Source organism: Ensifer sp. EB106-03-01-XG145, assembly GCF_058792075.1.
The window spans coordinates 244,673-268,812 of record NZ_JBYTEC010000002.1 but is presented as its reverse complement, the minus strand read 5'-3'; the positions used below and the strand labels follow the sequence as shown (position 1 = coordinate 268,812).

The following is a 24,140-nucleotide window of genomic DNA, read 5'->3' as shown; positions in this document are numbered from 1 at the left end:
TTGCGTTTTCGCAAAGAGCCCCTCTGAAGCCATTGATAGATCAAGCCTCATCCGCAAGTCCGCAAGCACGCACGATGAGGACGATGATCATGTTGGACAGACTCATAAGACCGAAACCGAGCGGCGGTATTCCGCGCGGACTCTCCACCACCGGCCCGGTGCTTTTCTCCTATGGCTTCCGGCCGTTCTTTCTCGGTGCCGCCCTCTGGGCGATCGGAGCCATGGTGCTGTGGATCTCGGCACTGGTTTTCGGGCTCGACCTTGCCGGCAACTACGGCGCCGCCCACTGGCACGCGCATGAGATGCTGTTCGGCTTCTCCTCCGCCGTCCTCGGCGGCTTCCTTTTGACGGCGATCCCGAACTGGACGGGAAGGCTGCCGGTCTCCGGCGGTCCGCTCGCCGCCCTCTTCGGGCTCTGGGTGGTCGGCCGGATTGCTCTGCTATCGAGCGGTTTGATCGGCCTGCCTGTCGCGGCCGGTATAGAAGCGTTGTTCCTGCCGGTGCTCCTGCTGATCTGCGCGCGCGAGGTGATCGTCGGTCGCAAATGGAAGGATCTGAAAGTCATCGGCGGGCTGGTGCTCCTGTCCGCCGCCAATATCTGCTTTCACCTTTCGGTTCTCAGCGACCTCGACGTCGATGCCGCGGCGCGACTGGCGATCGGCGCCTACACCATGCTGATCATGATCGTTGGTGGACGCATTGTGCCGAGCTTCACGCGCAACTGGCTGAACAAGGTCGGGCGCACAAATTTCCCGGTGCCCTATAACCGCTTCGACACCGCGGCGATCCTGATCGGTGTCGCGGCGCTCGCTGCCTGGACCTTCGCACCCGATCACATCGTCACGGCGGCAATCGCGCTCATCGCCTGCGCCTTCCATACGGTGCGGCTGTTCCGCTGGCGCGGATTGGAGACCTTGCCGGAGACGCTGCTCTTCGTGCTGCACGCAGCCTATGCCTTCGTGCCGCTCGGCTTCCTGGCCATCGCTGCCGGAGCGATCGAGCTCCTGAGCGAATACCCGGTCATGCACGTGCTGACCGTCGGCGTGATTGCGTCGATGATGCTCGCCGTCATGACCCGCGCCAGTCGCGGCCACACCGGACGACCGCTGGTGGGATCGACACTCACAAGCGCCTCCTACGTCGCCATCATGGCCGCGGCGCTGATCCGGCCGCTGGCAGAGGTGCTACCCCAGCACTATCACCATCTGATCGCACTTTCGGGCGGGCTGTGGATTGCAGCCTTCGCACTGTTCACGCTCGAATACGGGCCGATGCTGGTCTGCGATCGCCGATCGCCCCGCGCGTCATCCTGACTGCACGTTCGAACCCGAAGAAAAAAGGCGCCGCATCAGCGGCGCCTTTTGTTTGTTGCAAGACAACTCTTAGAAGATGCCGCCGTGCGCGAATTCGATCGCGCCGTCGGCCATCATCTCAGGCGTCCAGGGCGGCTCGTAGGTCAGGCGGACCTCGGCATATTCGACACCTGGCACATACCAGACGCAGTTCTGTACGGCCTCCTTGAGGAAGGCCGTCGCAGGGCACCCTTTGATCGTTGTCGTCATGGTGACGCGGGCGATGCCACCCTCCTGGACGTCGATGTCATAGATCAGGCCGAGATCGACGACGTTCTTGCCCATTTCGGGGTCGATGATGATGCGCAGCGCATCGCGGATCTTCGCTTCGAGGTCCAGGGTATCAGGCGCCGACATGGGAGCGCCTCCCGCCAACGCGAACAAGGATCCGGTAGGTCTCGCCGGTCGCATCGAAATTGCCGGCCCATTTGTGCCCGCGTTTGGCGAGCTCCGGATAGAGGAAAAGCGGCTCGCGTGCGAGCAAGGCGAAGAGCACTTCACCCTCCGCCATCTTCTCGGCCGTCGCCAGAATGCGCACCATGGGCTCGGGCGGATCGAGCTCGGTCAGGTCGAGCTGGCGGCTCGGGTCGGGCCAGGTGTCGAGATCCGTTTCGCCGACCGAAAGCCGGATCTCGTCCACGTCTCCTTCGGGCGTGAACAGAACCTCCCAGTCGCCATTGTCGAGCGGGCGGTCCTGATGGGTGAAACCACGTCCGGCCATGACGCTGTAGAGCGGAACGGGCCGGAAGGTTGCAATCAGCTTCAGCGCCTGGCCCGGCGCCAGACTGTCAACGGCATTCATGATGGCCTGGAACGGGTCGCTACCACCGCGCAACAGCGGCCGGACATCGAGTTCATAGGGATCTTGGCTCATGGGAACCTCCGTGAGGAATGGATGGCAAAAACAGGCCTGGTCGAACAAGTCCATCAGGCAATCGAAGTTCAGCCGGAACGTTGATCAGACGCCGTGTTCGCACGAACTCCAGGATGAGCGCATTGACGGCAATCAATTGGCCGAGGCTCGCAAAGCGAAAGAGGACAACACTACCGATCAGCAGGGCCAGAGTACCGAGCGCTACCGTCAGATAATAGAGCCAAAACCAGCGAAGGGCCGAGACCTCGACGACGAGGTCCTGAACCCTTGGCGTTGGCATACGCCCAAGCGCCGGCCCGTAGCATTCGAGCCAGGTCATGAACGGCACGATCTTGTAGAGCTGGGCAAGGCCCATGCCCGTCAGCCAGCCGAAGGCGACGAGATAGATAACGGCACCGGAACCCGCGTCGAGACGGCCGGTCGCGAGCAGCGCGACGAACAGCGCAGTCGCAGCGATCAACGACGCGAAGGCGCCGATGCTGGCGCGGCTGTTGAGCTCGATCGCCTTGCGGCGACGCTCCCGATAGATCCGCAGGATATCGGCGGTATAGATCGCCACCACGGCAGCGCCGGAGCCAACGGCAAGGAGTAGGAGCGAGGAGCGACCGAAAGTACCCGCGAGAATGACCGGCACCGCCGCTGCAAGAAGGCCGAGGCACAGGGCACCAAGCGCGAAGACCACGCGACTGCTTGTCCGCTCCTTGTCCGGCGACAGCATGAACATGGTCAAAAGCCGATAGCTGACGCCCATGGTGGTGAAGCTCAACCAGCCGCACAGGCCCAGTGAAGCATGCAGTGAAAGCCCATCGATCGTCAGGTCGATCGCAGCTTCCGCATCGATCAACCCCGACAGTACCCCGGCATAGACGCCGCCGAGCAGCATCGTGCCGAAGAGCGCAGCAAGACCGACCGCGACGAAGCGGGCCGGGAGCGGCAGGGGGCGGGCATGCCAGAGCGTGGCTGCAAAGGAGAAGCCGAGAACCGAAAACCCAACAATTGAGAAAGCGGCTCCGACAGGAAGCAGTGTTACCGGAAGATCTATCGCGCCGGACAGGCTGACGAAGCCAAGTGTCAGGCCGGCGATGCCGGCGATGAGGAAGAGGAGCGCCGGCAGCGCGACGCTCGGGAAGGAAAGCGGCCGGCCGACGAGGACAGGCACGAACTGCAGCAGCGCGCCGGTCATCAACAGGCTCAACCAGCCCAGGACGACGGCATGGACGAGCGCCAGCGTTTCGGGCGCCTCAAGGGATGAGACCGGGTAGCCGTAGCCGAGAACCATCATGATCTCGCCAAGGACGAGAAAGATCAGCGCCGCCGCGAAGTAGGACATCGTCCAGCGGGATAGCGTTGCTGCGAACATGGTGGTTCATCCCCTAGAGCACGATGGTTTTGGCCGAGCCGACCAAAAGCCATAAACGTGACCGATTCTCGTAAGTTAGAGCGGGATGTGAGCGGAAATCCGCATCCACTTTCCCGATCCCGCTCTTGAGGCGCACTGGGGCTCAGTGCCCGCCGCAGCAGCAATCGCAGCCGGAGGACTGCTGCCGGCCGATTTCGACACGCCAGACAGCCGGTCCCTGCTCCAGATACTCCCAGGTGAACTCGCCCGGATAGCGCGTTTCCAGCTGGTAGTGCAGCGGACGCGGATCGTGATCGTTGATGATGATGAAGGCACCACCCTCGGCAAGCGCATTCAGCATGCCGAAGATTTTCGGATGGCGCTCCACCGGCGGAATGGTCCGCACATCGATGAAGGGCTTGTCGGTCTCTGCAATGGTCATGGTCATCCGCTCTAGGCGCCGTCGTTTGATGATGGTCCGGGAAACGCCGGCGCACACGCCCCGGATTTCCGCAACCTAGCGGCGGCGGCACCGCGACATTTTGTCGAAGCGCAAACAAATCCCTGTTTGGCGAAGACCACCCCCGTCCTTGACTTTCCGCAAAGAGTTGCCGGGCCGCGAGGCCTAGAAAGGTGCATCCATCGGCACCCAGATGAGGACGAAATGTTAGCTTCCGCGCTCCTGAAATACGGTGAAATGCGCCTGCCGCGCTACACGAGTTACCCGACCGCCCCACGCTTTGTCGCCGCGGTCGACGATCACACCTACGGCGGCTGGCTGAAGGCGATCCCCGAGGGTGAGGACGTGTCGCTCTACCTGCACATCCCGTTCTGTCGCTCGATGTGCTGGTACTGCGGCTGCCACACGACGATCACCAAGAAGGACGATCCGATCCTCGATTATCTCGACGTGCTGAGAGACGAGATCCGCATGGTCGCCCATACCGTTGGCCGGCCGCTGCCGGTTGCAGAAGTGCACTTTGGCGGCGGCACGCCGACGATCATCGAGCCACGCGAATTCCTGGCGCTGATGACGCTGATGCGCGAGCACTTCGTACTGTCGCCGTCGGCCAACGTCGCCGTCGAGATCGATCCGCGCCGGCTGACACTCGCCATGGCCGAGGCGCTCGGCGAAGGCGGCGTCAGGCGCGCCAGCCTTGGCGTGCAAAGCTTCGATCCCGTTGTGCAGAAGGCGATCAATCGCATTCAGAGTGAGAAGCAGACGGCCGAAGCGGTCGCCCATTTGCGCGGCGCCGGCATTGGCGGGATCAATTTCGACCTGATCTACGGCCTGCCGCATCAAACGGTGCGCTCCTGCATCGAGACTGTCGAAGCGGCCGTCACGATGCGTCCGGAGCGGTTCGCCGTTTTCGGCTACGCCCATGTGCCAAGCTTCAAGAAGCATCAGCGCATGATCGACGAGACGGCACTGCCGGACAGTAGCGCCCGCGCCGAACAGGCGCTGGCCATCGGCGAGGCGCTGATCAAGGCCGGCTACCGGCAGATCGGCCTCGACCATTTCGCCTTGCCTGACGACGATCTCGTCACCGCCCAGGCGACCGGCCGGCTTCGCCGCAACTTCCAGGGCTATACCACCGACAACTGCGAGACGCTGATCGGTTTCGGCGCCTCGGCGATCGGCCGGTCGCGCGCCGGCTATGTGCAGAACGAGGTGCCGCCCGGTGTCTACGCAAGCCGCATCGCCTCGGGTCGGCTCGCGACCACCAAGGGCTATCGGTTGACCGACGAGGACCGGTTGCGCGCGGCGATCATCGAACGGCTAATGTGCGATTTCAGAGCGGATGTTTCCACCATCGCCACAGAGCATGGGCGCGATTGGCAGTCACTCGTCGTAGGCAACGGCAAATTGGCCGAGCTGCGAGAGGACGGCGTAATCGATATCGCTGATGGCGTCATTACCGTCCGCCCTGAACACCGCTTCGTCATCCGCGCGGTCGCGGCCGCCTTCGATGCCTATATCGACGAGTCCCAGAGAGTGCACAGCAAGGCTGCTTGAGGGCGCTTTCATCGAAAAGGCCCGGCGACTGCCGGGCCTTTTTCTTTCCCCTGACGGCGCAGCCGCCTCACCCCACCAGATTGCGATAGATCGCCGGCAGCGCCGCGGGCAACCGCGAGATGTTGCCGACGACGGCGTAGCCGTTCTGGCCGAACATGGCAGGCACATAGGACTTCGCCTCGCGGTCGACCGTGACGGCGAAGGTGTTGATGCCGCTGCGCCGTGCTTCCGTGACTGCACGACGGCTATCTTCGAGTGCGAAGCGCCCCTCGTAATGGTCGATGTCGTTGGGCTTGCCGTCCGTCAGTACCAGCAGAAGTTTCTTGCGGTTCTGTTGCCGGCGAAGCTCGGCCGAGGCATGGCGGATCGCAGCGCCGATGCGGGTGTAGTAGCCGGGTTTGAGCGCCGCGATGCGCGCCTCGACCAGTGGTCCCATCGCCTCGTTGAAGGCTTTCACCGTTTCGACCCGCACCCAGTCGCGCCGTCGCGAGGTAAAGGTCAGGATCGAGTGGTTGTCGCCGCAGGCCGACAGCCCGTGCGCAAGGATGAGCAGCGCCTCCTTCTCCACGTCGAGCACTCGCCGGTTGTCGGACCAGGAATCGGTCGACAGCGACACGTCGACGAGGATCGTCACCGCCAGATCGTGCACCTGCGGCCGGCTCATCAGATGGATGCGATCACTGCCCTGGCCGCCAGCGGCGAGATCGGTGCGGGCGCGCACGACCGCATCGAGGTCGAGATCAGCGCCGTCGAGTTGCGCGCGCAGCATCTCGTGCCGTGGGCGCAGCACTTCGAACTGGCGCCGCACCCGGCGGATCAGGCTCTTGCTTTCCTCCGTGAGCTCGGTCCGCTCTTCCTGGGCCGAGGCAGGCGTCGCCAGCACCCGGCAATGGTCCTTGAGGTATTGTCCGGTTCGGTAGTTCCATTCGGGATAGGTGAGCTCGGCCGTCAAAGGCGTCGGGTCGACCGCTTCCGGCGGCAGGTCGAGATCGAAGCGGAAGCGTGCCGAGGGGCGTCCCTTGCGCTCGCCAAGCGTCATGTCGTCGAGTTCCTCGGCCGCCTTGCTGTCGTGGTCGTCGCTGTCGTCGCCGGGACGGTCGACATTGACCATTTCGGCCATGGCGAGGATCTTCTCGAAGCGGTTGAGAATGAAGGGGCTGCGCTCCCCCTTGCGGTTTTCCGGATTTTCGCGCACGGCGATGTGGCGTTCGACTTCGGCAACCGCACTCTGAGTGCCCGGTGTCGCGGCGACATCCTCGTCGCGCGTGGTCGTGGTTTCTGTGCGCAGCAGCGTGTCCGGCCAAAGCGGCATCGGCAGCATCGGCAGGTAGCCGGGCGGAGCGCGATGCGGGAAGATCACCGGCAGCGTCGCATCCGCCTCACCTACGACCTTGCGCAACAGGCGCAGGATACGATTTTCGAGATGCTGCTCGATCGACGGCAGCGCGCCCCTTTGCCGCTCGGCAAGCGTCGCCTCGGCCAGGCGCCGATAGCGCCGCCGGAGACCGGGGAACCGCTGGAATACTTCCTCGACCGTTTCCTGGGCGCGCGATACCAGCGCCAGGTCGCGACGGAGCGGATCGGTTTCGCTGATGGGGTCGACCGGCATCGTCGCCATATAGGCGACGAGCCAGTGATAGAGATCCCGGTTGAGGTCTTTCGTCGGAAAAATATCGATCTCGCCCGGCAGCATCAGCGACGCGTGGTCGCGCGCCGGCTGGACGAGCTTCTCTTCGCCGAGCCCCATGCGCTGCCGCCAGCGCAAGCGATGGCCTGACGTGCGCCCGCGGGCGGGTACGATCTGCACCGCCGCCTCACCGCCGTGTCCGCGAAAGCATACCGCGAGCACCGGCATCATGTCGGCGAGCTTCACCGCCTCTTCCGGATAGCGCCGCCAGGTTCTGGTATTGCCGACGAAGCGGTGCCAGGCCCGTCCGACGGTCTCTTCGAGCTCGAGGAAATCAAGCATGGTCCACCTCAGGCAATCAGCGAACCGGCCACTTCGAGAAGGGCTGCGCGCACATCTGGCTCGTCCGTAAGCGGCTCGATCATCGCAGCGCGCACCGCGTCCTTGATCGGCATGCCGGCATCGATGAGGGAGGCGCAATAGACGAGCAGCCGGGTCGACACGCCTTCTTCCAGATCATGCCCCTTGAGCGCACGCAACCGCTGCGCGAGGTTGACGAGTGGTGCCACCTGGCTTTCCAGCAATCCGCTCTCTTGGGAAACGACTGATATCTCTTCGTTCCGCGGCAGGAAGTCGAACTCGATCGCCACGAAGCGCTGCCTTGTGCTGGGCTTCAGGCTCTTCAGAAGGTTCTGGTAGCCGGGATTGTAGGAAACGATCAGCATGAAGCTCGACGGTGCTTCGAGCAGTTCGCCGGTGCGCTCAAGTGGCAGCATCCGGCGATCGTCGGTGAGCGGGTGCAGGACCACGGCCACGTCCTTGCGCGCCTCGACGATCTCGTCGAGATAGCAGACGCCGCCATTGCGCACGGCGCGGGTCAGGGGGCCGTCGACCCAGACGGTGTCGCCGCCTTTCAGCAAATAGCGGCCGGTGAGGTCGGCGGCGGCAAGATCGTCGTGGCACGAAACAGTCGAAAGCGGCAGGCCTAGCTTCGCTGCCATGTGGCTGACGAAACGGGTCTTGCCGCAACCGGTCGGTCCCTTGAGGAGCAGCGGCAGTTGCCGCGCCCAGGCGCTTTCGAAAAGCGCGCACTCATTACCGGAGGGACTATAGGCGGGAATATCGAGCGCCGCGCGACTGGCGGCGGTTTGGACAGGGCTCATGGCAGGTCTCCATGGTGGGATTTCTTGGGGGTGCCGGCGCGGCAAACCGCGCCGGCCGATAGGTCATTCGGCAGGCTGGACGACGCCGGCGAGCTTCGCGCTGCGCTCGCGGCCGGGGACGAGAACCGCCCAGATGAACATCAGCGCCGAGATCAGCACGACGGCACCGGAGCCGAGGCGGATCCAGTAGAACAGCGCGAGCTGGTCCTGGACGTCCATGTAGCTTTCGCCGAGCACCCGCTGCAGGTGCGCCTGGAGGACACCGGCGAAGGTGAGCGCGAAGGTCATGACCGACATGGCGGTGCACATGGTCCAGAAGCTCACCATCGACAGCCACTGGTTATAGGGCGCGCGGCCGCGGATCTCCGGGATGGCATAGGCCATGACCGCCAGGTTCAGCATCACATAGGCGCCGAAGAAGGCGAGGTGTCCGTGGGCCGCGGTCACCTGCGTGCCGTGGGTGTAGTAGTTCACCGAAGACAGCGTGTGCAGGAAGCCCCAGACGCCGGCACCGAAGAAGGCCATGACCGAGCAACCGATCGACCAGAGGAGGGCCGCGCGATTCGGATGCTTGCGGCCGGCCTTCCAGGTCATCACGAAGGTGAAGATCACCATGGTGAAGAAGGGGGCCACTTCGAGCGTCGAGAATAGCGAACCGATCCACTGCCAGTAGCCCGGCGCACCGATCCAGTAATAGTGGTGGCCCGTGCCGAGAATACCGGAGAAGAGCGCCAGGCCGACGATGACATAGAGCCATTTCTCGACGACTTCGCGGTCGATACCGTTGAGCTTGATCATCAGGAAGGCGAGCACCGATGCCATGATCAGTTCCCAGACGCCTTCGACCCAGAGGTGGACGACGTACCACCAGTACATCTTGTCGAGTGCCAGGTTGATCGGGTTGTAGAAGGCGAAAAGGAAGAAGATCGCCACGCCCCAGAGCCCGAAGATCAGGATGTTGGTAACGGTCGTCTTGCGGCCTTTCAGCACCGTCAGCGTGATGTTGTAGAGGAACATCAGCGCGACGATGACGATTCCCACCTTGATCGCGAAGGGCTGTTCGAGGAATTCGCGCCCCTCATGAATGTGCAGGAGGTAGCCGACGACGGCGACGGCCGCGGCGATCAGGAAGATCCAGAACTGCGCAATGGCGATCTTCGTGCTGTAGAGTTCGGTTTCCGCCTCTTCCGGCAGCAGGTAATAGGTCGCGCCCATGAAGCCCATGAGCAGCCAGACGATCAGCGCGTTGGTGTGGACCATGCGCACGATATTGAAGGGCAGCAGCTCGGAGAGCGTATTGGGTAGGACATAGATGGTGCCGGCAAGCACGCCGAACAGCACCTGGGCGAGGAACAGGCCGAGCGCTCCGTAGAAGTAGAGCATCGCGACCTTCTGGGTTTGGTATTTCATGGTGTCACACTCCAATTGCTCTGCTCAACCCGCCTCGTTCGGCGGCCAGTTCTGGGTCTTGATGCGGCTCGTCCATTCGAGGAAGTCGGCGAGGTCGTTGAGTTCCTGTTCGGAGAGGTTGAACTGCGGCATCTGCCGCCGCCCCTCGATGCCGGTCGGCTGGGCGGCCATCCAGGCTTTGAGCGTTTCGCGGGCGCCGTCTCGATCGGCCTCGCCGCCGAAGCGCTTCCAGACATTGCCGAGCTCGGGCGCGAAATAGGCGCCCTCGCCCAGGAGCGTGTGGCAGTTGATACAGGAGTTCTTTTCCCAGACGTGTTTGCCGCGTGCGACCGCATCGGTCAGCGTCGTTTCATCCGTCGAGGTCGTCCGCATGTAGTAGTGGCTGTGGGCTGTCAGCCCGACGAAGATTGCGAAGAAAAAGAAGGACCCGCCGTAAAAGACGTTACGGGCCCCGGTTTTGGTGAGGCGTTCTGCCATCACGTGGTCCTTTCGATTTCAGTTGGCCGCGAAGAGCGCGGCCGGCTGATCTGATCCCCTCCCCGTGTGGCGTCGGTACTTCCAACGCCGGCAACAATCGGGGCGAACCCATGTCTAGGGAAATCGGCGGCGGCTTCTTTGCGTTTCGGCAAACAAGTCGGCGGGTGAGCTCAGATGAAGAGAACAGTGCTCAACACCAGCTTCGCTGCGGCGAGCAGGACGAGCGTTACGGGCCAAATCAAAAGGCCTAAGCGAAGGGCGGACGGCGCCTGCCTGAGCCCCATGAAATCGAGTGCGACGAACCGGCATTTGACGACGGCGAGCCCGAGCAAGACCGCGATGACGGGAGCTGTCGGCCCGGCGATCGCCATCAACGCCATGCCCGCGATCACGACCACGGCGAGCACGAGCCAGGTGTTGAACAATTGTCGGGGATTTCGGTCGGTCATGGCACTCACACGAGATAGACGAGCGGAAACATCACGATCCAGACGAGATCGATCACATGCCACAGCGTGGTGATCAGGGTGACGTTGCCGGATGCCGGGCGCCACGCAACGATGAGCAGCACAAAGGCACCAAAGACGACGTGCAGCAGATGGAAACCGGTGACGAGGAAATAGAGTTCGAAGAAGGAGCCGAATGCAGGATCGCCGGCGACGCCCGCCTCCGTACTGTATTCGAAGAGCTTGATCGCCACGAAGGCAAAGCCGATAAGCGCGGCATTCACCAGCGCCCGCCGGCGCTGCCCGAGCGACGCCCGCGGCCTTGTCGCCAGGGCCGCCTGCCAGCCGCTGGTCAGAAGAACAAGCGTGTTGATACCGGCAAGCAGCGGATCGAGATGCAAACGGGCGGCAACAAACGCGTCCGGCTGGACGAGACCGACAAGCAGAAAACCGGCAAGCAGAATGCCGAAGGCGGCAAGTTCGCTCCAGACGAGCACCCAGAGCAGCAGTGTGTCCGTCGTGTCCTCTTCCGCCGTCGCGGCAATCGGATGACTGCGCGCATCCATGTCAGGGCCTCCGTCAAAAAACTTGAGGCTTGAGCTAGGCACGGGCGCCCACCCTGTCTTTGCGATTGAGCAAAGAAGGCGGCAGGGAGCGGGGCTATTGGCGGGAAACAAAGGAGCCTTCCGATGACAGACGCACAGATCGGCCTTTCCGTCGCCACCCCCATCATCATCGTCTTCGCCCTGGTGCTTTATCGTATGGGCGTGCTTCAGCGCGGCGCGACGCTGTCGGCGATCCTCTCCTCCGTTGCAATCGCGATCGTTCTCTTCCTCGATCGCTAAGGCGCGAAGTCTTCCGCGGCGCCAGCTGCCTGGACCTAAGGGAGTGGACTCATAACCACGCTCGCGGACGGCTTGTCAGATTCCGCTTTTGGAGCGATGAGCCGCCCTTCCAAGTCATGCTATAATCGGAGTTCGAGCCTCGCGGTTGACACATGTCAGCACTGCTCAGCTTCGGTTTCTTCCGCATCCAAACTGGGCGCGTGTCGCGGGCGCGGAGCGATGCAGAAGAGTTCAGCCTGACGAGCTGCCCTCTCTCACGGACTAGGGGAGGATCAGGGTATGATCGACCAATGGCTATTCAAGAGCGAGACTTACGATAACTGCAATTGCGCCATGAACTGCGGCTGCCAGTTCAACCTGCCGAGCACCCACGGCTATTGTCAGTCGGCATTCGTCGGCAACATTGTGGAAGGCTACTTTGGCGATACGCCGATAGCGGGCCTGAACTGGGCGGCGATGTACAAGTGGCCAGGTGAAATCAAGGATGGAAACGGCCAGCGCCTGATCGTTATCGACGAGCGTGCGGATCAAGCGCGACGGAGCGCGCTTGAAGCGATCATCTCGGGCGAAGCAGGCGAACCACTCAGCAATCTGTTCTCCGTGTTCGCATCCACATGCTCGGAGTTTTGCGAGACATTGTTCCTGCCGATTCATCTTGAAGCGGACCTGGAACTCAGAACCGCCAGAGTAGAGATACCCGGCGTCATGCGCAGCAGCGGTCGGCCGATGATCAACGAGTTTACTGGTCAACCGTTCCACATTGCGATGGCACGTCCGAGTGGCAGTTTCGAGTTTACCTACGCAGAGATCGGGCTAGGTACGACTGCGGTCACCGGAAGTATGGAGATGGCCTACGAGGATTCATGGGCGCATTTTTGTGTTCACCACTTCAATCAGAATGGTTTGGTCCGCGAAAGATCAAGACTGACTGCATGGCTTGATCGATTGACACCGCGTCCGTGAATGACGGCGACGGAGCCAAGCCCGGCCAAAGGCCGCGGCCGTGTTCCGGGCTTGCAAACTCCAAGTCACAATCTGATTGCTGTGACAAGGACGCCCGTCGCCAACGCGTTCGTATCGCGCGAGACAAGCGTCCGAGCCATGAACGGTCACGCCGCAGACTTTGAGAAATGTCAAAGAGGACCGTTGCCGTTGGGTGTAGTTCAAGCACGACACTCAACGGAGCAGATCGATGCAGCAGCAATTTTCGGAACACCACGAGCTGGGACAGGCTTACCGCGAGCTTCTTTCGCTGTGCGATCGCCTCGAGACGCTCGCCGATTCCATTCCGCGCCGCATCGACCTGACAAGCTGCCGCGTGATCATGACGGAACTTCCGGAAAAGCTCCGGCGCGTCCACGCGCTGGAGGAAAAGATCCTGTTTCCTGCAGTCGAAGACCGGCGAGCGACTGATGATCGCGACGCCTTGATCGCCCGACTGCGCGCCGAACACGACCAGGACGAACGGGCAGCCGCCGAGCTGGTGCACGTGCTGAAGGCCGTTCTCGACAACAGGGCTTCGCTCAGCTGGGATGCGATCGGCTACATGTTGCGGGGCTTCTTCGAAACCGTTCGCCGCCACGTGGCAACGGAACGCCTGCTTCTCTGGCGCCATGCGTGAGGAGATCGACATGACCTATTTCCTCCTCGCCTTCGCCGTCTTCCTCCTGCTCCATCTGGTGCCGGCCTGGCCGGCGCTGCGCCAGGGCCTGATCGACCGGCTCGGCCGCTCGACCTATTTCGCGGTCTACTCGCTGCTGTCGCTGCTCGCTCTCGGGTTCGTTTTTCACGCAGCGCTGCAGCTCGATTTCATCCCGCTCTGGGAACCGGCCGCCTGGCAGGCGTGGATGACCTTCATGCTGGCGCCGCTAGGGATCTTTCTCGTGCTGGCCGGCCTCTTCAGCGAGAACGCGCTGTCGATCTCGATCTACCAGGGCAACGAGCGGCCCGGCGCCATCGTGACGATCACCCGTCATCCGGTGCTCTGGGGCTTCCTCCTCTGGGCCGCCGGTCACATCGTGCCCAATGGCGACCTGCGCTCGCTCGTGCTTTTCGGCGGCTTCGCGCTGTTTTCCGTGGGCGGTTTTTTCATGCTCGAAAAGCGCGCACGCCGTCGTCTCGGTGACGGCTGGCAAGCGGCCTCGAAGGGCACATCGGTCTGGCCCTTCGCAGCGATTATTCGGGGCGAAACCCGTTTGCGTGCCGATCCGGTGATGATCATCGCCGCCTTTGCCACCGTGGCGATTGCCGTCTGGCTGCTGCTTGGCGGTCACGAGGTCCTCTTCGGCGCCGACCCACTGCTCCAGGCTGCTGCCTTCGACTAGCCTTCACCTTGCCAGGCCTTTGCCAGCGGGGCGATCGGCAGCGCCAGGAGGTCGATAGCCCGCGCCGCCAGATGGTCGACGATGGCGTCCACGGTTTCAGGTCGATGGTAGAAGGCCGGCACGGGCGGCATGATGATCGCCCCCATTTCGGTGACGGCGCACATGTTGCGCAGGTGACCGAGATGCAGCGGCGTCTCTCGCGCCATCAGTATCAGCCTGCGGCGCTCCTTCAGATGCACGTCGGCGGCGCGAACCACGAGATTGTCGGCCATGCCGGCGGAGATAGCCGCGAGCGTACGCATGGAGCACGGAGCAATGATCATGCCCGCCGTCGAAAACGACCCGCTCGCAATCGCCGCACCGATGTCGGCGTGGTCATAGGTTCGGGTAGCCCTACGTAACAGCGACGGAAGCGCCTCCGCGCCAACCTCGTGCGCGAGTGTGCGGTGCGCCGCCGGCGACAGGACGAGATGCATCTCGACGCTTTCAATATCGCTGAGCCGCTCGGCGATGCGCACCGCAATCGCTGCACCGGAAGCGCCGGTGACGCCGAGCACGATCTTCATTCGGGTCATCGTGTCAGTCCTCCAAGCCCGAGACCGGCCCAGATCGCATCGACCTGACCGATGACCTCTGGCGACATTTCGAGGACCCGCCCCCAGTCGCGATCGGTTTCGGTGCCTATCTTGTTGGTGGCGTCGAGCCCGAGCTTGCCGCCGAGGCCAGAGCGCGGCGAGGCGAAGTCGAGATAGTCGATCGGCGTACCCTCGATCACGGTCACGTCGCGGCTGGCATCGAAACGAGTCGCCAAGGCCCATATCACATCGGACCAGTTGCGCACGTCGATATCGGGATCGACGGCGATAATCAGCTTGGTGTAGCTGAACTGCGGCAGCATCGACCAAAGCCCCATCATCACACGCTTGGCCTGTCCCGGGTAACGTTTGTCGATCGAGACGACCATGGCCCTGTAGGAACAGGCTTCCGGAGGCAGCCAGAGATCGGATATCTCCGGAAACTGCTTGCGAACCAGCGGCACGAACAGCCTGTTCATCGCTTCACCGAGCCGCGAGGGCTCATCCGGCGGCCGGCCGGTATAGGTCGAGAGATAAAGCGGGTTCCGGCGCATGGTGATCGCCGACAGACGCATGACCGGGAACGGCTCGACCGAATTATAGTAGCCGGTGTGGTCGCCATAGGGACCCTCCTCTACCGTTTCGACGGCAGAGACGGTACCCTCCAGCACGATCTCCGCATTGGCCGGCACCGAAAGCGGCACGGTCTTCGCCTTCACAAGCTGTGTCCTGCCGCGCCTGAGCAGTCCTGAAAAATTCAGCTCGCTCAACCCGTCGGGCAGCGGCATGACGGCAGCTAGGATTGTTGCCGGGTCGGCGCCAATAACGACCGCTATCGGCATATCCTGACCCAGCCGTTGCCACAGACGGTGGTGGCGGGCGCCGCCGCGGTGCGCGAGCCAGCGCACGATGGCACGATCGGGGCCGAGCACCTGCATGCGATAGATGCCGACATTGACATCCAGCGGATCATCCGGGGCGCGCGTGATCACCAGCGGCCAGGTGATGAGCGGCGCCGGCTCGCCCGGCCAGCACCATTGGACCGGCAGGCGCCCGAGGTCGATTTCGTGATCACGCCAGACGACCTCCTGGCAGAGTGCGCGCGTTACCTTTCGCGGCCGCATATACATCGCCGATCTCAATAGAGGCAGCCGATCCCAGGCGTCGCGCAGCGACTGCGGCGCTCTGGGGTCGCGCAGTTCCGCCAGTTCGGCGGCAAGCGCATCGAGCCCTCCCGGCATCAGGCCGAAACCGCGTTCGATCCGGCGTTCCGACCCGAAGAGATTGGTGAGAAGCGGGATCGGCTGCACGGCGCCAGAGGCATCGATCGGCTGCTCGAAAAGAAGCGCCGGCCCGTCGTCCGCAAGCACGCGGCGGTGGATCTCGGTCACCTCGTGCACCAGCGAAACCGGCCGTGAGATGCGCTTCAGGTCGCCCTCGCGCTCGAGCGTATCGACAAATTCCTGAAGCGTTGCAAAGCCCTGGGACGGGCGGAAGGTCCTGTTCATGGAGCCTGTTTGTGGCGGCGAATGGCCCTTGTCTTTGACGTGGCGCAAACAACCGGCGGCGGCGGGCGACTAGCATGCGCCGCATCGTCCGATTCCGTCGCTTCGCAGGTAGCCCCAAAAGGTAACAATGTCACTTCCGCTCGCGATCACCGCACCTCTCAGCTTCGTTCCCATCATCGCCATCGAAAACGTGGTGCAACGCGTGTTCGCCCGCGTGATCGAGTCCCATCCCGGTCTTTTCGATCGTCTCGCGGAGCATGCGGCCAAGCGCTACGCCTTCCTGCCCTCCGATCTGCCGATCGGCTTTCTCGTCGAACCGGCCGTGCCGCGCATCTCCGTCCACCGCAAGGGGTGCGCGCCGGCTTCCGATGCCTGCATGGAAGGTGAATTGGTGCTGCTGCTGGCGTTGCTTGAAGGCCGTATCGATGGCGACGCCGTCTTCTTCTCGCGCGATCTCACCGTCAGCGGCGACATGGAGGCGATGCTGGCGCTGCGCAACGCACTCGACGATTGCGAAATCGATCTCCCACGCGATCTTGCTGACATGAGCGGGCCGTTCGCACCGCTCGTGCGCCGCGCCGGGGAGGAAATCCGTGAGCGCGCACTTGGCCGCGTTCTCAAGGAGGAGGCTCCCCAATGGAACTGATCTGCCCCGCCGGCACGCCGGCCGCCTTCCGCGAAGCCGTCGATGCCGGCGCCGACGCGGTCTATTGCGGTTTTCGCGACGAAACCAACGCCCGCAATTTTCCCGGGCTGAACTTCTCCCGAGAGGAGCTTCGGACGGCCATTGCCTATGCCAAGCAGCGCAAGGTGATGACCTTCGTCGCGATCAACACCTTCATGCGCGCCGGTCAGGAAAAACTCTGGCACCAGGCGGTGGACGACGCCGTCGCACTCGGCGCCGATGCCGTCATCCTCGCCGACTTCGGCCTGATGGCCTACACGGTCGAGCGCCATCCGCAGCAGCGGCTGCATGTCTCCGTGCAAGCCTCCGCCTCCAATGCCGATGCCGTGCGGTTCCTCGTCGTGGCCTTCGCGGCAAAACGCGTCGTGCTTCCGCGCACACTGACGATCGCCGACATCGCCCGCCTCGCCAAGCAGATCGATTGCGAGATCGAGGTCTTCGCCTTTGGCGGCCTGTGTGTCATGGCCGAAGGGCGCTGTTCGCTCTCTTCCTACGCCACGGGCAAGTCGCCCAACATGAACGGCGTCTGCTCGCCCGCAAGCCATGTGCGTTACCGCCAGGACGGGCGCGATCTCGTCTCCGAGCTCGGCGACTACACGATCAACCGCTTCCCGGCCGGCGAGGCCGCCGGCTATCCGACGCTCTGCAAGGGACGTTTCGACATCGCCGACGAGCGCGGCTACGCCTTCGAGGATCCGGTTTCGCTCGACGTGATGGACCATATCGATGCGCTGCGCAGCGCGGGCGTCAGCGCACTGAAGATCGAAGGGCGGCAGCGCGGCAAGGCCTATGTCGCCGAGGTCGTCTCGGTCATGCGGCGGGCGCTGACCGCCGGCGCCGCCGAGCGGCCCGGTTTGGTATCGCGGCTTAAAGCGCTCAGCGAAGGCCAGAAGACGACAACAGGCGCCTATGAGAAGCGCTGGAGGTAATCGGCCCATGACCACATCTACGAGCCCATCCAAGCCCGCCTTGAGCCTCGGCCCGGTCTATTATCTCTGGGACGGCCCCAAGTGGCGCGACTTCTATTTCCGCATCGCCGACGAGGCGCCGGTCGCCCATGTAACGATCGGCGAGGCCGTGTGCTCGAAGCGGCTGCATTTCATCGAGCCGCATGTCGGAGAGGTCATCGAGCGGCTGGAGAGTGCCGGCAAAGAGGTGAGCCTCGCCTCGCTGGCGCTGGTGACGCTGGAACGCGAAAGCCAGCTCGTGCGCGGGCTGGTGCGTGACAGCACCTACCCGATCGAGGCCAACGACCTATCCGCGCTGCACCTGCTTGCCGGCAGGCCGCATTCGGTCGGTCCGCTGGTCAACGTCTATAACGGCGCAACCGCCAGGCTATTGGCATCGAGGGGCGCGACGAGCATCTGTCTGCCGCCAGAACTGCCGATGGCGTCGGTGCGCGGCATCATCAAGGACAATCCGGGCCTCGCTTTCGAGATCTTCGCGTTCGGTCGCGTGCCGCTGGCGATCTCGGCGCGCTGCGCCCATGCCCGTTCCAAGGGCCTGATCAAGGACAATTGCCAGTTCATCTGCGGCGAGGATACGGATGGCCTGACCGTCGAGACGCTCGACCGTCAGCCTTTCCTCGCACTGAACGGCGTGCAGACCATGTCGCACACCTGCCAGGCGCTGATGCAGGAACTGCCTGAACTTGCCGCCGCCGGCGTCTCCCGCATCCGGCTGTCCCCACAGGACTGCGACATGGTCGCCGTCGCCGAGATCTATGGCGACGCGATCGTCGGCCGGCGCGCCATCGACGAAAGCCTGGCACGCCTCGAGTCTGTCTATCCGGGAGTCCCGTTTTCCAATGGCTTCCACCACGGCCAGACGGGAGCGGCCTGGGTCAAGGTACCAGCGTCCTTGGCGATCCCGGCTGCCTGAGTCGCGGGCCGGCCACACTTGTGCCGGGCGGCGAGGAAGCAACGATGCCGCCTTCCGTCACATCGCCTCGTCCCAATGGCTGGTGGGCGGCACTACGCCCTTGGTGAACAGGAAGCAGCCATAAAGGCGCGCCTCGCCGGTCACGATGACGCAATAGGCGCGTCTTGCGTCCTCGTAGAAGGCGAAGCGCTCGATCGCGTACATCTTCGGCGCGTCGCCGTCCGCCCGTGCGATTTCGGCCTGCACCTCCAGCTGGACATCCGGCAACTCCCCCGCCTTGGCTTCTGGCGCCATTCGAGCGGCGGAAGGCTGCAGCGGCGTATCGAGCGGCATGACGGAGAGGATGGCTCTGGCTGCGCGCGCAGCCGAAACATTGGCAATGTGCAACGGCAGGCCAAGCCGGGTGTTGCGGGCAATCGTGTCGGCCGGAAAGTTCGCGTCGACGAGTGCGATCCGGTCTCCGTGGCCCATGGAGCGAAGCGCGTGCAACACGTCCGCATTCAGCGCAGGGTCAACATTCATAAGCATCAGCCTATCCTTTCCTCAGCTTGTCTCTGCCCACGGAAATCCGGGCACGAAACTGCAATGCGTGCGGGCCTCGTCGCCCCAGCAGCGCGCATGAACGTTTCTCGTTGGTTGGGAGCGGGCGGCAAGCCGCCCCGATCAGATGCCCGTCAGCCGCTCGCGATATTTGTCGATGATCACGGCGAGGATGATGACGACGCCTGTTATCATCTGGCGCATGAAGTCGCTGAGCCCGAACAGGATGAGGCCGTTGGCTAGAACCCCGGTGATGCAGGCTCCAAGCAGCGTTCCGATCACGGTGCCCCGACCGCCGTTGAGGCTCGTTCCGCCGATGATGACGGCGGCGATGGCGTTCAATTCGAAGCCAATGCCGATGATCGGGCTGGCGATGTTGAGGCGTGCCATGTAGACCATGGCGGCGATGCCGACGAGCGCGCCGGCGATGGTGAACGCCGCCACCTTGTAGAACATCAGCGAGTGGCCGGCGAGGCGCACGGCCTCCTCATTGTTGCCGATGCCATAGAGCAGCCGGCCGAACACCGTCTTCGACAGCACGAACCAGGCGATCGCGACGAGCACCAGTGCGATCAGGAAGACCACGGGTATGCCGAGGATCATCTGCGAACCGAAGGCGTTGAAGCTCGGCGGGAAGGAATAGATCGTCCGCGCATCCGTCACCTGAAGTGCGGCGCCACGGGCGATATTGAGCATGCCGAGCGTGACGATGAACGACGGCAGGCCCCAGAAGGCGCTGATCCAGCCATTGAGGAAGCCGCAGATGACGCCGGTGCTGACGGCTGCGAGCGTCGCAAGCACCACCGCCTGGAACACGGAGAGGTCGGGGATCGTCAGCACCGTGCCACCGACAACGGCGCAGAAGGCGAGCATCGAGCCGACGGAGAGATCGATGCCGCCGATCAGGATGACGAAGGTCATGCCGACGGCGAGGATCAGGTTGATGGTGATCTGCGTCAGGATATTGGAGATGTTGTTGGGCGTCAGGAAATGCTCGGTGCTGACCGAGAAGAAGACGATCAAAAGCAGCAGCGCCAGGCCGATCCCGGCATCGCGCAGGAGCACCTTCGGCGACCAGCCCGTCAGCCGGCGCGTATCGGCGGTATCGCTCGCTTGTGTCTTTTCGAGTGCTTGCATCTCAGTGCCTCGCCTGTTGCTGCTCGCCCTGGTAGGCGTATTGCAGGATACGTTCTTCGGAGAATTCCGGCCGCGACAGTTCGCCGACGACGCGGTGCTGCGACATCACCAGGATCCGGTCCGACAGCGTCATCAGCTCCGGCAGTTCGGACGAGACGATCAGGAGCGCGAGACCGCGTTCGGCGAACTGGCGGATCAACGCATAGATTTCGGCCTTCGCGCCGACGTCGACGCCGCGCGTCGGTTCGTCGAGCAAAAGCACTTTCGGATTCCGCGCCAGCCACTTGGCGAGTACCACCTTCTGCTGGTTGCCGCCGGAAAGCGTCGCGGCATTCCTGCCCGGCCCGCCATATTTCAGCTTGAGCTCGGCACCGAGCCGCTCCGTCACCGCGATCTCGGCCTTCCTGTCGAGGATGCCGGCGCGCGACACGTCCGAGAGAGACGCGAGCGTGACGTTGACCGCGATCGGCATGTTGAGGATCAGCCCCTCTTCCTTCCTGTCCTCGGTGACGAAACCGATGCCGGCATTGATCGCCTCGCGCGGCGAGCGGAAGGAAACGGGCGCACCCTCAAGACGAAGCGCGCCGGAGAGCGGTGGCTCGGCAGCGGCGATCGCGCGCAAGAGCTCGGTGCGCCCCGAACCGACGAGACCGGCAATCCCGAGGATTTCGCCTTTGTGCAACTGAAGCGAGATGCCTTGGGCATGGGGCGATTGCGGATGGCGGAAGTTGACGAGCGACAGCGCTTCTTCGGGGCGCGCCAACGACACCATTTCGCTCGCCATCTGCTGTTGCAGCTTGCGGCCGACCATGGCGCGCACCAGTTCGTCCTGGTTGGTTTCGGCAATCGGCCGCGAGAACACCGTCTCGCCGTTGCGCAGCACCGTCACCCGGTCGCAAATGCGGAAGACCTCGTCGAGGTGATGGGAAACGAAGATGATCGACACGCCGCGACTGCGAAGCTCGTTGATGATCTTGAACAGCCGCTCGGTCTCGCGCGACGTCAGCGTTGCCGTCGGTTCGTCCAGTATGAGGATGCGGCTTTCCGTCATCAGCGCTCTGGCAACTTCGACGAGCTGGCGATGGGCGATGCCGAGCCGCTCGACCGGCCAACGCACGTCGATATCGCTGAGCCCGATGGCGTCGAGCGCGGCACGCGCGCCGGCATGCATCTCCTGCAGCCTGACAACGCCGAGTGCATTGCGCGGCAGATGTTCGATGAAGATGTTTTCCGCCACTGAGAGATAGGGCAGCAGGTTGAATTCCTGGTGCACGACCTGGAGGCCGTTGGCCTTGGCCTCGCGCGGCGTCGTCGGCGCGTAAGCGCGGCCGGACAGGTTGATCGCGCCCTCGTCCGGACGGACGATGCCGCAGAGCACCTTGATCAACGTGGACTTTCCGGCGCCGTTCTCGCCGATCAGGCCATGCACTTCGCCTGGCTCAATAGAAAGGCTGACGCCGTTCAGCGCCTTGGTGCCGCCGAAGGCCTTCCTGACATCGTGCAGCTCCAGAACGGGCCGCGTCGAAATGTCAGCCGCATCCGCTCGCACTGATTCCGTGTTCATCATAATCTAGCCCTTTGAAACGCAGCAGTTCCGAACGGGAGCCAATCGCATCCCGCGTCCGCTGTTCCTGCCTAAGCCGCACCGGGCGACACCCGGTGCGGTAGAAGCAATCTCTGGGCTATTTCACGTCGTCCTTGGTCACGAGTTTGATGTCGGTCTTGACCCAGCCTTCAAGCTTGGGACCGCCGGCGACGACGGCGAGCGCCTTGTCGATCGCATTGGCCGCCATCTCCGAGCCGAACTGGTCGACGGTCGCGAGCAGCTTGCCGTCCTTCAGCATGGGCGCGACCGCTGGCACGTTGTCGAAGCCGACGACCTTGATGTCATTGCGGCCGACCGCATCGAGCGCCTTGACCACCCCGATCGCCATCGAATCGTTGGCCGCGAGCACACCCTGGATATCGGGATGCGCCGTCAGCATGGTGGAAAAGACGGCGTTCGCCTCTTCCGTTTCCCAATGAGCCGTGCGGGAATCGAGAAGATCGAGCTTGCCGGCGGCGACCGCGTCTTCAAAACCGAGCTTGCGCTGCGCCGCATTGTCGGCGCCCGGGTTGCCTTCGAGGATCACGACCTTGCCGCCGGCGCCAAGGTCCTTGGCGAGCGCATCGCCGACCATCTTGGCGCCGCCGCGGTTGTCAGGACCGACGAAGGCGAGGTCGACACCCGCATCCTTCTTCGCCTGCTCGTCGAGCGAGACGTCGAAGTTGACGACGACGATGCCGGCGTCCATCGCCTTCTTCAGCGGCGCGACCATGGCGCGGGAGTCGGCTGGTGCGATGACGATCGCGTCGACGCCTTGGGTGATGAAGTTTTCGACGCCGTTCAATTGGCTCTCGAAATCCGTCTCGTTCTGCATGCCGATGGCTTTGAGCTCGTAGTCGCCCCGCTTCTTTGCATGCGCCTCTGCGCCTTCGAGCATGTTCTTGAAGAAGTCGTTGGCAAGCGACTTCATGACGAGGCCAACGACGGGTTTGTCGGCGGCCATCGCGATCGTCGGGAGCGCAGTGGCAACAGTGAGCGCGACGATAGATGCGAATCTTGAAAGCTTCATGGGTTCTCCTCCGGTGAAACGACGGTCCTCCAACCATCGATGAAACGTTTCATCAAGTGAATGCGAATGAACCGCTTCTACCGCCAAGAAGAGCGAAACATCTCTCTGCTGTCAATATGAAACGTTTCATCGCGGTGAAATTTGTGCTGGAAGTCGCTATCTGTTGCCGGCATTCTCTGATTTAAGAGGAAGAAACCAGCCGCCACCCGATGCCCCGGGGGCTTGCGATAACGCTTTGATCTGCTGCATGATTTCTAACCGCAGCGGACGCAGAAAATGGGACTGGAGCCGACCGTTTGAACCCGACGATAAAGGATGTTGCCCAGCGTGCCGGTGTCTCCGTGGGCACTGTTTCGCGCGTCCTCGCCAAGAACAAGACGGTCAGCGAAGACATCCGGAAGAAAGTGGAAGCAACGATTGAGGCAATCGGCTACCGCCCGAACATCCTCGGCCGCAGTCTCAGGCTCGCCAAAACCGACATCATCGGGCTGGTCGTGCCCGATATCACCAATCCCTTCTTCGCCGAGCTTGCCAAGCATGTCGAGATGCTTGCTTCGGCCGAGGGATATTCGGTTCTGCTCGCCAACACCCATGACGACCCGGAGGCCGAAAGGCAGCAGATCGAGACACTGCTCGGGCGCCTGCCCGCCGGTTTGATCCTCGTTCCCGTCAGCAACAGTCTCGTCGACGGACTTGTCGCCGGCACGCGGACGGTAACCGTCGACCGGCCCTTGAGCGGGCATGCGCTCGTTGCCGTCGACAACAGGCAGGGCGGCTACCTCGCCGCCGATCATCTGCTCGCACTCGGGCATCGCCGGCTCGGCTACATCAGCGGACCGAGTTCGACCGAGGTGTCGGGCGAGCGCCGCGATGGCTTTAAGCAGCGACTCGAGGAATTCCGCACGAACCATCCAGGCGAATACGTCGCACCGCAGGTCGTCGAAGGTCACTTCGACTACCGCTCGGGCGAAGAGCTCGGTAAGCAGATGCTGACACAAGCGGCAGCAACGCGCCCGACGGCGATCGCCACTGCGAGCGATCAGCAGGCGATCGGTCTTCTGCGCGCCGCCGGCGACATGGGCGTGCGCGTGCCGACCGATCTTTCGATCGTCGGCTTCGACGACATCCCGCTTGCGTCGCTGGTGCTGCCGCGCCTGACGACGATCCGCCAGCCGATCGACGAGATCGCTCGGCTGGCGCTGGACGGCGTGCTCGGCAGCCACGCGCTGCAGGAGGAATACAAGCTGCAGCCAGTCCTCATACGCCGCGGATCCTGCGCAGCGCCTGGGACGCCCTGACTGCGAGCCTGCCCAAGTGAGGCGCGA

Annotated in this window: 26 protein-coding genes; 10 read left to right on the top strand and 16 right to left on the bottom strand. The window is 63.2% G+C overall.

Going from position 1 to position 24,140, the window contains the following annotated elements:
- The first annotated feature begins 89 nt into the window (after positions 1-89).
- Complete coding sequence (locus AC3WWH_RS09835) at positions 90-1,313, top strand: NnrS family protein (protein ID WP_113398610.1); 1,224 nt, start codon at positions 90-92, stop codon at positions 1,311-1,313.
- Positions 1,314-1,382: 69 nt separating this feature from the next.
- Here the strand turns inward: AC3WWH_RS09835 and AC3WWH_RS09830 are convergent, their stop codons facing one another.
- The 4 genes from AC3WWH_RS09830 to AC3WWH_RS09815 form a co-directional block, all read right to left on the bottom strand.
- Complete coding sequence (locus AC3WWH_RS09830; RefSeq protein WP_058322853.1) at positions 1,383-1,709, bottom strand: metal-sulfur cluster assembly factor; 327 nt, start codon at positions 1,707-1,709, stop codon at positions 1,383-1,385.
- Positions 1,696-2,226: a DUF2249 domain-containing protein gene (locus AC3WWH_RS09825; protein ID WP_058322852.1), complete on the bottom strand. Its 531-nt coding sequence runs from the start codon at positions 2,224-2,226 to the stop codon at positions 1,696-1,698. The genes AC3WWH_RS09830 and AC3WWH_RS09825 overlap by 14 nt, the downstream gene beginning before the upstream one ends.
- Positions 2,207-3,586: a hypothetical protein gene (locus tag AC3WWH_RS09820; RefSeq protein ID WP_113398588.1), complete on the bottom strand. Its 1,380-nt coding sequence runs from the start codon at positions 3,584-3,586 to the stop codon at positions 2,207-2,209. The genes AC3WWH_RS09825 and AC3WWH_RS09820 overlap by 20 nt, the downstream gene beginning before the upstream one ends.
- Before the next feature lie 142 nt (positions 3,587-3,728).
- On the bottom strand, positions 3,729-4,007 hold the full coding sequence (locus AC3WWH_RS09815) for a DUF2249 domain-containing protein (protein ID WP_093235290.1): 279 nt from the start codon (positions 4,005-4,007) through the stop codon (positions 3,729-3,731).
- Positions 4,008-4,229: 222 nt separating this feature from the next.
- On the opposite strand from AC3WWH_RS09815, the gene hemN reads away from it, so the two are divergent.
- The gene (gene hemN, locus AC3WWH_RS09810) at positions 4,230-5,582 is read left to right on the top strand and encodes an oxygen-independent coproporphyrinogen III oxidase (RefSeq protein ID WP_492376957.1); all 1,353 of its coding nucleotides are present in this window, start codon (positions 4,230-4,232) and stop codon (positions 5,580-5,582) included.
- Between the two features lie 67 nt (positions 5,583-5,649).
- Here hemN and AC3WWH_RS09805 read toward each other — a convergent pair whose 3' ends face one another.
- From AC3WWH_RS09805 to AC3WWH_RS09780, 6 genes are all read right to left on the bottom strand, one after another.
- On the bottom strand, positions 5,650-7,551 hold the full coding sequence (locus AC3WWH_RS09805; protein WP_058322848.1) for a nitric oxide reductase activation protein NorD: 1,902 nt from the start codon (positions 7,549-7,551) through the stop codon (positions 5,650-5,652).
- 8 nt (positions 7,552-7,559) lie between these two features.
- Positions 7,560-8,372, bottom strand: coding sequence for a CbbQ/NirQ/NorQ/GpvN family protein (locus AC3WWH_RS09800; protein WP_058322847.1), 813 nt, complete (start codon positions 8,370-8,372; stop codon positions 7,560-7,562).
- A gap of 63 nt (positions 8,373-8,435) precedes the next feature.
- On the bottom strand, positions 8,436-9,782 hold the full coding sequence (locus AC3WWH_RS09795; RefSeq protein ID WP_058322846.1) for a nitric-oxide reductase large subunit: 1,347 nt from the start codon (positions 9,780-9,782) through the stop codon (positions 8,436-8,438).
- 24 nt (positions 9,783-9,806) lie between these two features.
- Positions 9,807-10,259 (bottom strand): c-type cytochrome, encoded by a 453-nt coding sequence (locus AC3WWH_RS09790; RefSeq protein ID WP_057251870.1) that lies wholly within the window; start codon positions 10,257-10,259, stop codon positions 9,807-9,809.
- Between the two features lie 170 nt (positions 10,260-10,429).
- On the bottom strand, positions 10,430-10,708 hold the full coding sequence (locus AC3WWH_RS09785; RefSeq protein WP_058322845.1) for a cytochrome C oxidase subunit IV family protein: 279 nt from the start codon (positions 10,706-10,708) through the stop codon (positions 10,430-10,432).
- Between the two features lie 5 nt (positions 10,709-10,713).
- The gene (locus tag AC3WWH_RS09780; RefSeq protein WP_057251872.1) at positions 10,714-11,271 is read right to left on the bottom strand and encodes a cytochrome c oxidase subunit 3; all 558 of its coding nucleotides are present in this window, start codon (positions 11,269-11,271) and stop codon (positions 10,714-10,716) included.
- 123 nt (positions 11,272-11,394) lie between these two features.
- Here AC3WWH_RS09780 and AC3WWH_RS09775 point away from each other — a divergent pair, with 123 nt between their 5' ends.
- The 4 genes from AC3WWH_RS09775 to AC3WWH_RS09760 all read left to right on the top strand — a co-directional run bounded on the left by AC3WWH_RS09775 (position 11,395) and on the right by AC3WWH_RS09760 (position 13,874).
- Positions 11,395-11,550 (top strand): hypothetical protein, encoded by a 156-nt coding sequence (locus tag AC3WWH_RS09775; protein WP_089044838.1) that lies wholly within the window; start codon positions 11,395-11,397, stop codon positions 11,548-11,550.
- 279 nt (positions 11,551-11,829) lie between these two features.
- The gene (locus AC3WWH_RS09770) at positions 11,830-12,513 is read left to right on the top strand and encodes a DUF1326 domain-containing protein (RefSeq protein ID WP_058322844.1); all 684 of its coding nucleotides are present in this window, start codon (positions 11,830-11,832) and stop codon (positions 12,511-12,513) included.
- Positions 12,514-12,742: 229 nt separating this feature from the next.
- The gene (locus AC3WWH_RS09765; RefSeq protein WP_058322843.1) at positions 12,743-13,171 is read left to right on the top strand and encodes a hemerythrin domain-containing protein; all 429 of its coding nucleotides are present in this window, start codon (positions 12,743-12,745) and stop codon (positions 13,169-13,171) included.
- A gap of 10 nt (positions 13,172-13,181) precedes the next feature.
- On the top strand, positions 13,182-13,874 hold the full coding sequence (locus AC3WWH_RS09760; protein WP_113132527.1) for an NnrU family protein: 693 nt from the start codon (positions 13,182-13,184) through the stop codon (positions 13,872-13,874).
- Here the strand turns inward: AC3WWH_RS09760 and AC3WWH_RS09755 are convergent.
- Together AC3WWH_RS09755 and AC3WWH_RS09750 are read right to left on the bottom strand one after the other, a co-directional pair.
- Positions 13,871-14,449, bottom strand: a complete 579-nt coding sequence (locus AC3WWH_RS09755; RefSeq protein ID WP_057251875.1) for a UbiX family flavin prenyltransferase — start codon at positions 14,447-14,449, stop codon at positions 13,871-13,873. The genes AC3WWH_RS09760 and AC3WWH_RS09755 overlap by 4 nt on opposite strands.
- A complete protein-coding gene (locus AC3WWH_RS09750) occupies positions 14,446-15,957 on the bottom strand; it encodes a UbiD family decarboxylase (protein ID WP_492376956.1) in 1,512 nt (503 codons plus the stop codon). Before AC3WWH_RS09750 ends, AC3WWH_RS09755 begins: the two co-directional genes overlap by 4 nt.
- Before the next feature lie 127 nt (positions 15,958-16,084).
- Here AC3WWH_RS09750 and ubiT point away from each other — a divergent pair, with 127 nt between their 5' ends.
- Genes ubiT through ubiV form a run of 3 tightly spaced genes read left to right on the top strand, consistent with a single transcriptional unit; the run spans position 16,085 to position 18,523 of the window.
- Positions 16,085-16,603 carry a ubiquinone anaerobic biosynthesis accessory factor UbiT gene (ubiT, locus tag AC3WWH_RS09745; protein WP_492376955.1) on the top strand — a complete coding sequence of 173 codons (519 nt, stop codon included), beginning with the start codon at positions 16,085-16,087 and terminating at the stop codon, positions 16,601-16,603.
- Positions 16,594-17,571, top strand: a complete 978-nt coding sequence (ubiU, locus tag AC3WWH_RS09740; RefSeq protein ID WP_058322840.1) for a ubiquinone anaerobic biosynthesis protein UbiU — start codon at positions 16,594-16,596, stop codon at positions 17,569-17,571. The genes ubiT and ubiU overlap by 10 nt, the downstream gene beginning before the upstream one ends.
- A gap of 7 nt (positions 17,572-17,578) precedes the next feature.
- On the top strand, positions 17,579-18,523 hold the full coding sequence (gene ubiV, locus AC3WWH_RS09735; RefSeq protein ID WP_492376954.1) for a ubiquinone anaerobic biosynthesis protein UbiV: 945 nt from the start codon (positions 17,579-17,581) through the stop codon (positions 18,521-18,523).
- Between the two features lie 57 nt (positions 18,524-18,580).
- Here ubiV and AC3WWH_RS09730 read toward each other — a convergent pair whose 3' ends face one another.
- From AC3WWH_RS09730 to AC3WWH_RS09715, 4 genes are all read right to left on the bottom strand, one after another.
- Entirely contained in the window at positions 18,581-19,051 is a 471-nt protein-coding gene (locus AC3WWH_RS09730) for an RbsD/FucU family protein (protein ID WP_492376953.1), read from the bottom strand.
- A gap of 135 nt (positions 19,052-19,186) precedes the next feature.
- Entirely contained in the window at positions 19,187-20,200 is a 1,014-nt protein-coding gene (locus tag AC3WWH_RS09725) for an ABC transporter permease (RefSeq protein WP_058322837.1), read from the bottom strand.
- Between the two features lies 1 nt (position 20,201).
- Positions 20,202-21,764, bottom strand: coding sequence for a sugar ABC transporter ATP-binding protein (locus AC3WWH_RS09720; RefSeq protein ID WP_058322975.1), 1,563 nt, complete (start codon positions 21,762-21,764; stop codon positions 20,202-20,204).
- Between the two features lie 118 nt (positions 21,765-21,882).
- Entirely contained in the window at positions 21,883-22,815 is a 933-nt protein-coding gene (locus AC3WWH_RS09715) for a sugar ABC transporter substrate-binding protein (protein ID WP_057251882.1), read from the bottom strand.
- Between the two features lie 296 nt (positions 22,816-23,111).
- Here AC3WWH_RS09715 and AC3WWH_RS09710 point away from each other — a divergent pair, with 296 nt between their 5' ends.
- The gene (locus AC3WWH_RS09710) at positions 23,112-24,113 is read left to right on the top strand and encodes a LacI family DNA-binding transcriptional regulator (RefSeq protein ID WP_058322836.1); all 1,002 of its coding nucleotides are present in this window, start codon (positions 23,112-23,114) and stop codon (positions 24,111-24,113) included.
- Positions 24,114-24,140: the final 27 nt, after the last annotated feature.

What these genes read in the sequence shown, in the direction of transcription:
- AC3WWH_RS09760 (WP_113132527.1), top strand. Translation starts at nt 13,182, where the DNA reads ATGACCTATTTCCTCCTCGCCTTCGCCGTCTTCCTCCTGCTCCATCTG.
- AC3WWH_RS09800 (WP_058322847.1), bottom strand. Translation starts at nt 8,372, where the DNA reads ATGAGCCCTGTCCAAACCGCCGCCAGTCGCGCGGCGCTCGATATTCCC.
- AC3WWH_RS09755 (WP_057251875.1), bottom strand. Translation starts at nt 14,449, where the DNA reads ATGACCCGAATGAAGATCGTGCTCGGCGTCACCGGCGCTTCCGGTGCA.
- AC3WWH_RS09830 (WP_058322853.1), bottom strand. Translation starts at nt 1,709, where the DNA reads ATGTCGGCGCCTGATACCCTGGACCTCGAAGCGAAGATCCGCGATGCG.
- AC3WWH_RS09720 (WP_058322975.1), bottom strand. Translation starts at nt 21,764, where the DNA reads ATGAACACGGAATCAGTGCGAGCGGATGCGGCTGACATTTCGACGCGG.
- AC3WWH_RS09785 (WP_058322845.1), bottom strand. Translation starts at nt 10,708, where the DNA reads ATGACCGACCGAAATCCCCGACAATTGTTCAACACCTGGCTCGTGCTC.
- AC3WWH_RS09725 (WP_058322837.1), bottom strand. Translation starts at nt 20,200, where the DNA reads ATGCAAGCACTCGAAAAGACACAAGCGAGCGATACCGCCGATACGCGC.
- ubiU (WP_058322840.1), top strand. Translation starts at nt 16,594, where the DNA reads ATGGAACTGATCTGCCCCGCCGGCACGCCGGCCGCCTTCCGCGAAGCC.
- AC3WWH_RS09835 (WP_113398610.1), top strand. Translation starts at nt 90, where the DNA reads ATGTTGGACAGACTCATAAGACCGAAACCGAGCGGCGGTATTCCGCGC.
- AC3WWH_RS09775 (WP_089044838.1), top strand. Translation starts at nt 11,395, where the DNA reads ATGACAGACGCACAGATCGGCCTTTCCGTCGCCACCCCCATCATCATC.
- AC3WWH_RS09770 (WP_058322844.1), top strand. Translation starts at nt 11,830, where the DNA reads ATGATCGACCAATGGCTATTCAAGAGCGAGACTTACGATAACTGCAAT.
- ubiV (WP_492376954.1), top strand. Translation starts at nt 17,579, where the DNA reads ATGACCACATCTACGAGCCCATCCAAGCCCGCCTTGAGCCTCGGCCCG.
- AC3WWH_RS09730 (WP_492376953.1), bottom strand. Translation starts at nt 19,051, where the DNA reads ATGCTTATGAATGTTGACCCTGCGCTGAATGCGGACGTGTTGCACGCG.
- AC3WWH_RS09805 (WP_058322848.1), bottom strand. Translation starts at nt 7,551, where the DNA reads ATGCTTGATTTCCTCGAGCTCGAAGAGACCGTCGGACGGGCCTGGCAC.
- AC3WWH_RS09825 (WP_058322852.1), bottom strand. Translation starts at nt 2,226, where the DNA reads ATGAGCCAAGATCCCTATGAACTCGATGTCCGGCCGCTGTTGCGCGGT.
- ubiT (WP_492376955.1), top strand. Translation starts at nt 16,085, where the DNA reads ATGTCACTTCCGCTCGCGATCACCGCACCTCTCAGCTTCGTTCCCATC.
- AC3WWH_RS09795 (WP_058322846.1), bottom strand. Translation starts at nt 9,782, where the DNA reads ATGAAATACCAAACCCAGAAGGTCGCGATGCTCTACTTCTACGGAGCG.
- AC3WWH_RS09750 (WP_492376956.1), bottom strand. Translation starts at nt 15,957, where the DNA reads ATGAACAGGACCTTCCGCCCGTCCCAGGGCTTTGCAACGCTTCAGGAA.
- AC3WWH_RS09790 (WP_057251870.1), bottom strand. Translation starts at nt 10,259, where the DNA reads ATGGCAGAACGCCTCACCAAAACCGGGGCCCGTAACGTCTTTTACGGC.
- AC3WWH_RS09765 (WP_058322843.1), top strand. Translation starts at nt 12,743, where the DNA reads ATGCAGCAGCAATTTTCGGAACACCACGAGCTGGGACAGGCTTACCGC.
- AC3WWH_RS09780 (WP_057251872.1), bottom strand. Translation starts at nt 11,271, where the DNA reads ATGGATGCGCGCAGTCATCCGATTGCCGCGACGGCGGAAGAGGACACG.
- AC3WWH_RS09820 (WP_113398588.1), bottom strand. Translation starts at nt 3,586, where the DNA reads ATGTTCGCAGCAACGCTATCCCGCTGGACGATGTCCTACTTCGCGGCG.
- hemN (WP_492376957.1), top strand. Translation starts at nt 4,230, where the DNA reads ATGTTAGCTTCCGCGCTCCTGAAATACGGTGAAATGCGCCTGCCGCGC.
- AC3WWH_RS09715 (WP_057251882.1), bottom strand. Translation starts at nt 22,815, where the DNA reads ATGAAGCTTTCAAGATTCGCATCTATCGTCGCGCTCACTGTTGCCACT.
- AC3WWH_RS09815 (WP_093235290.1), bottom strand. Translation starts at nt 4,007, where the DNA reads ATGACCATTGCAGAGACCGACAAGCCCTTCATCGATGTGCGGACCATT.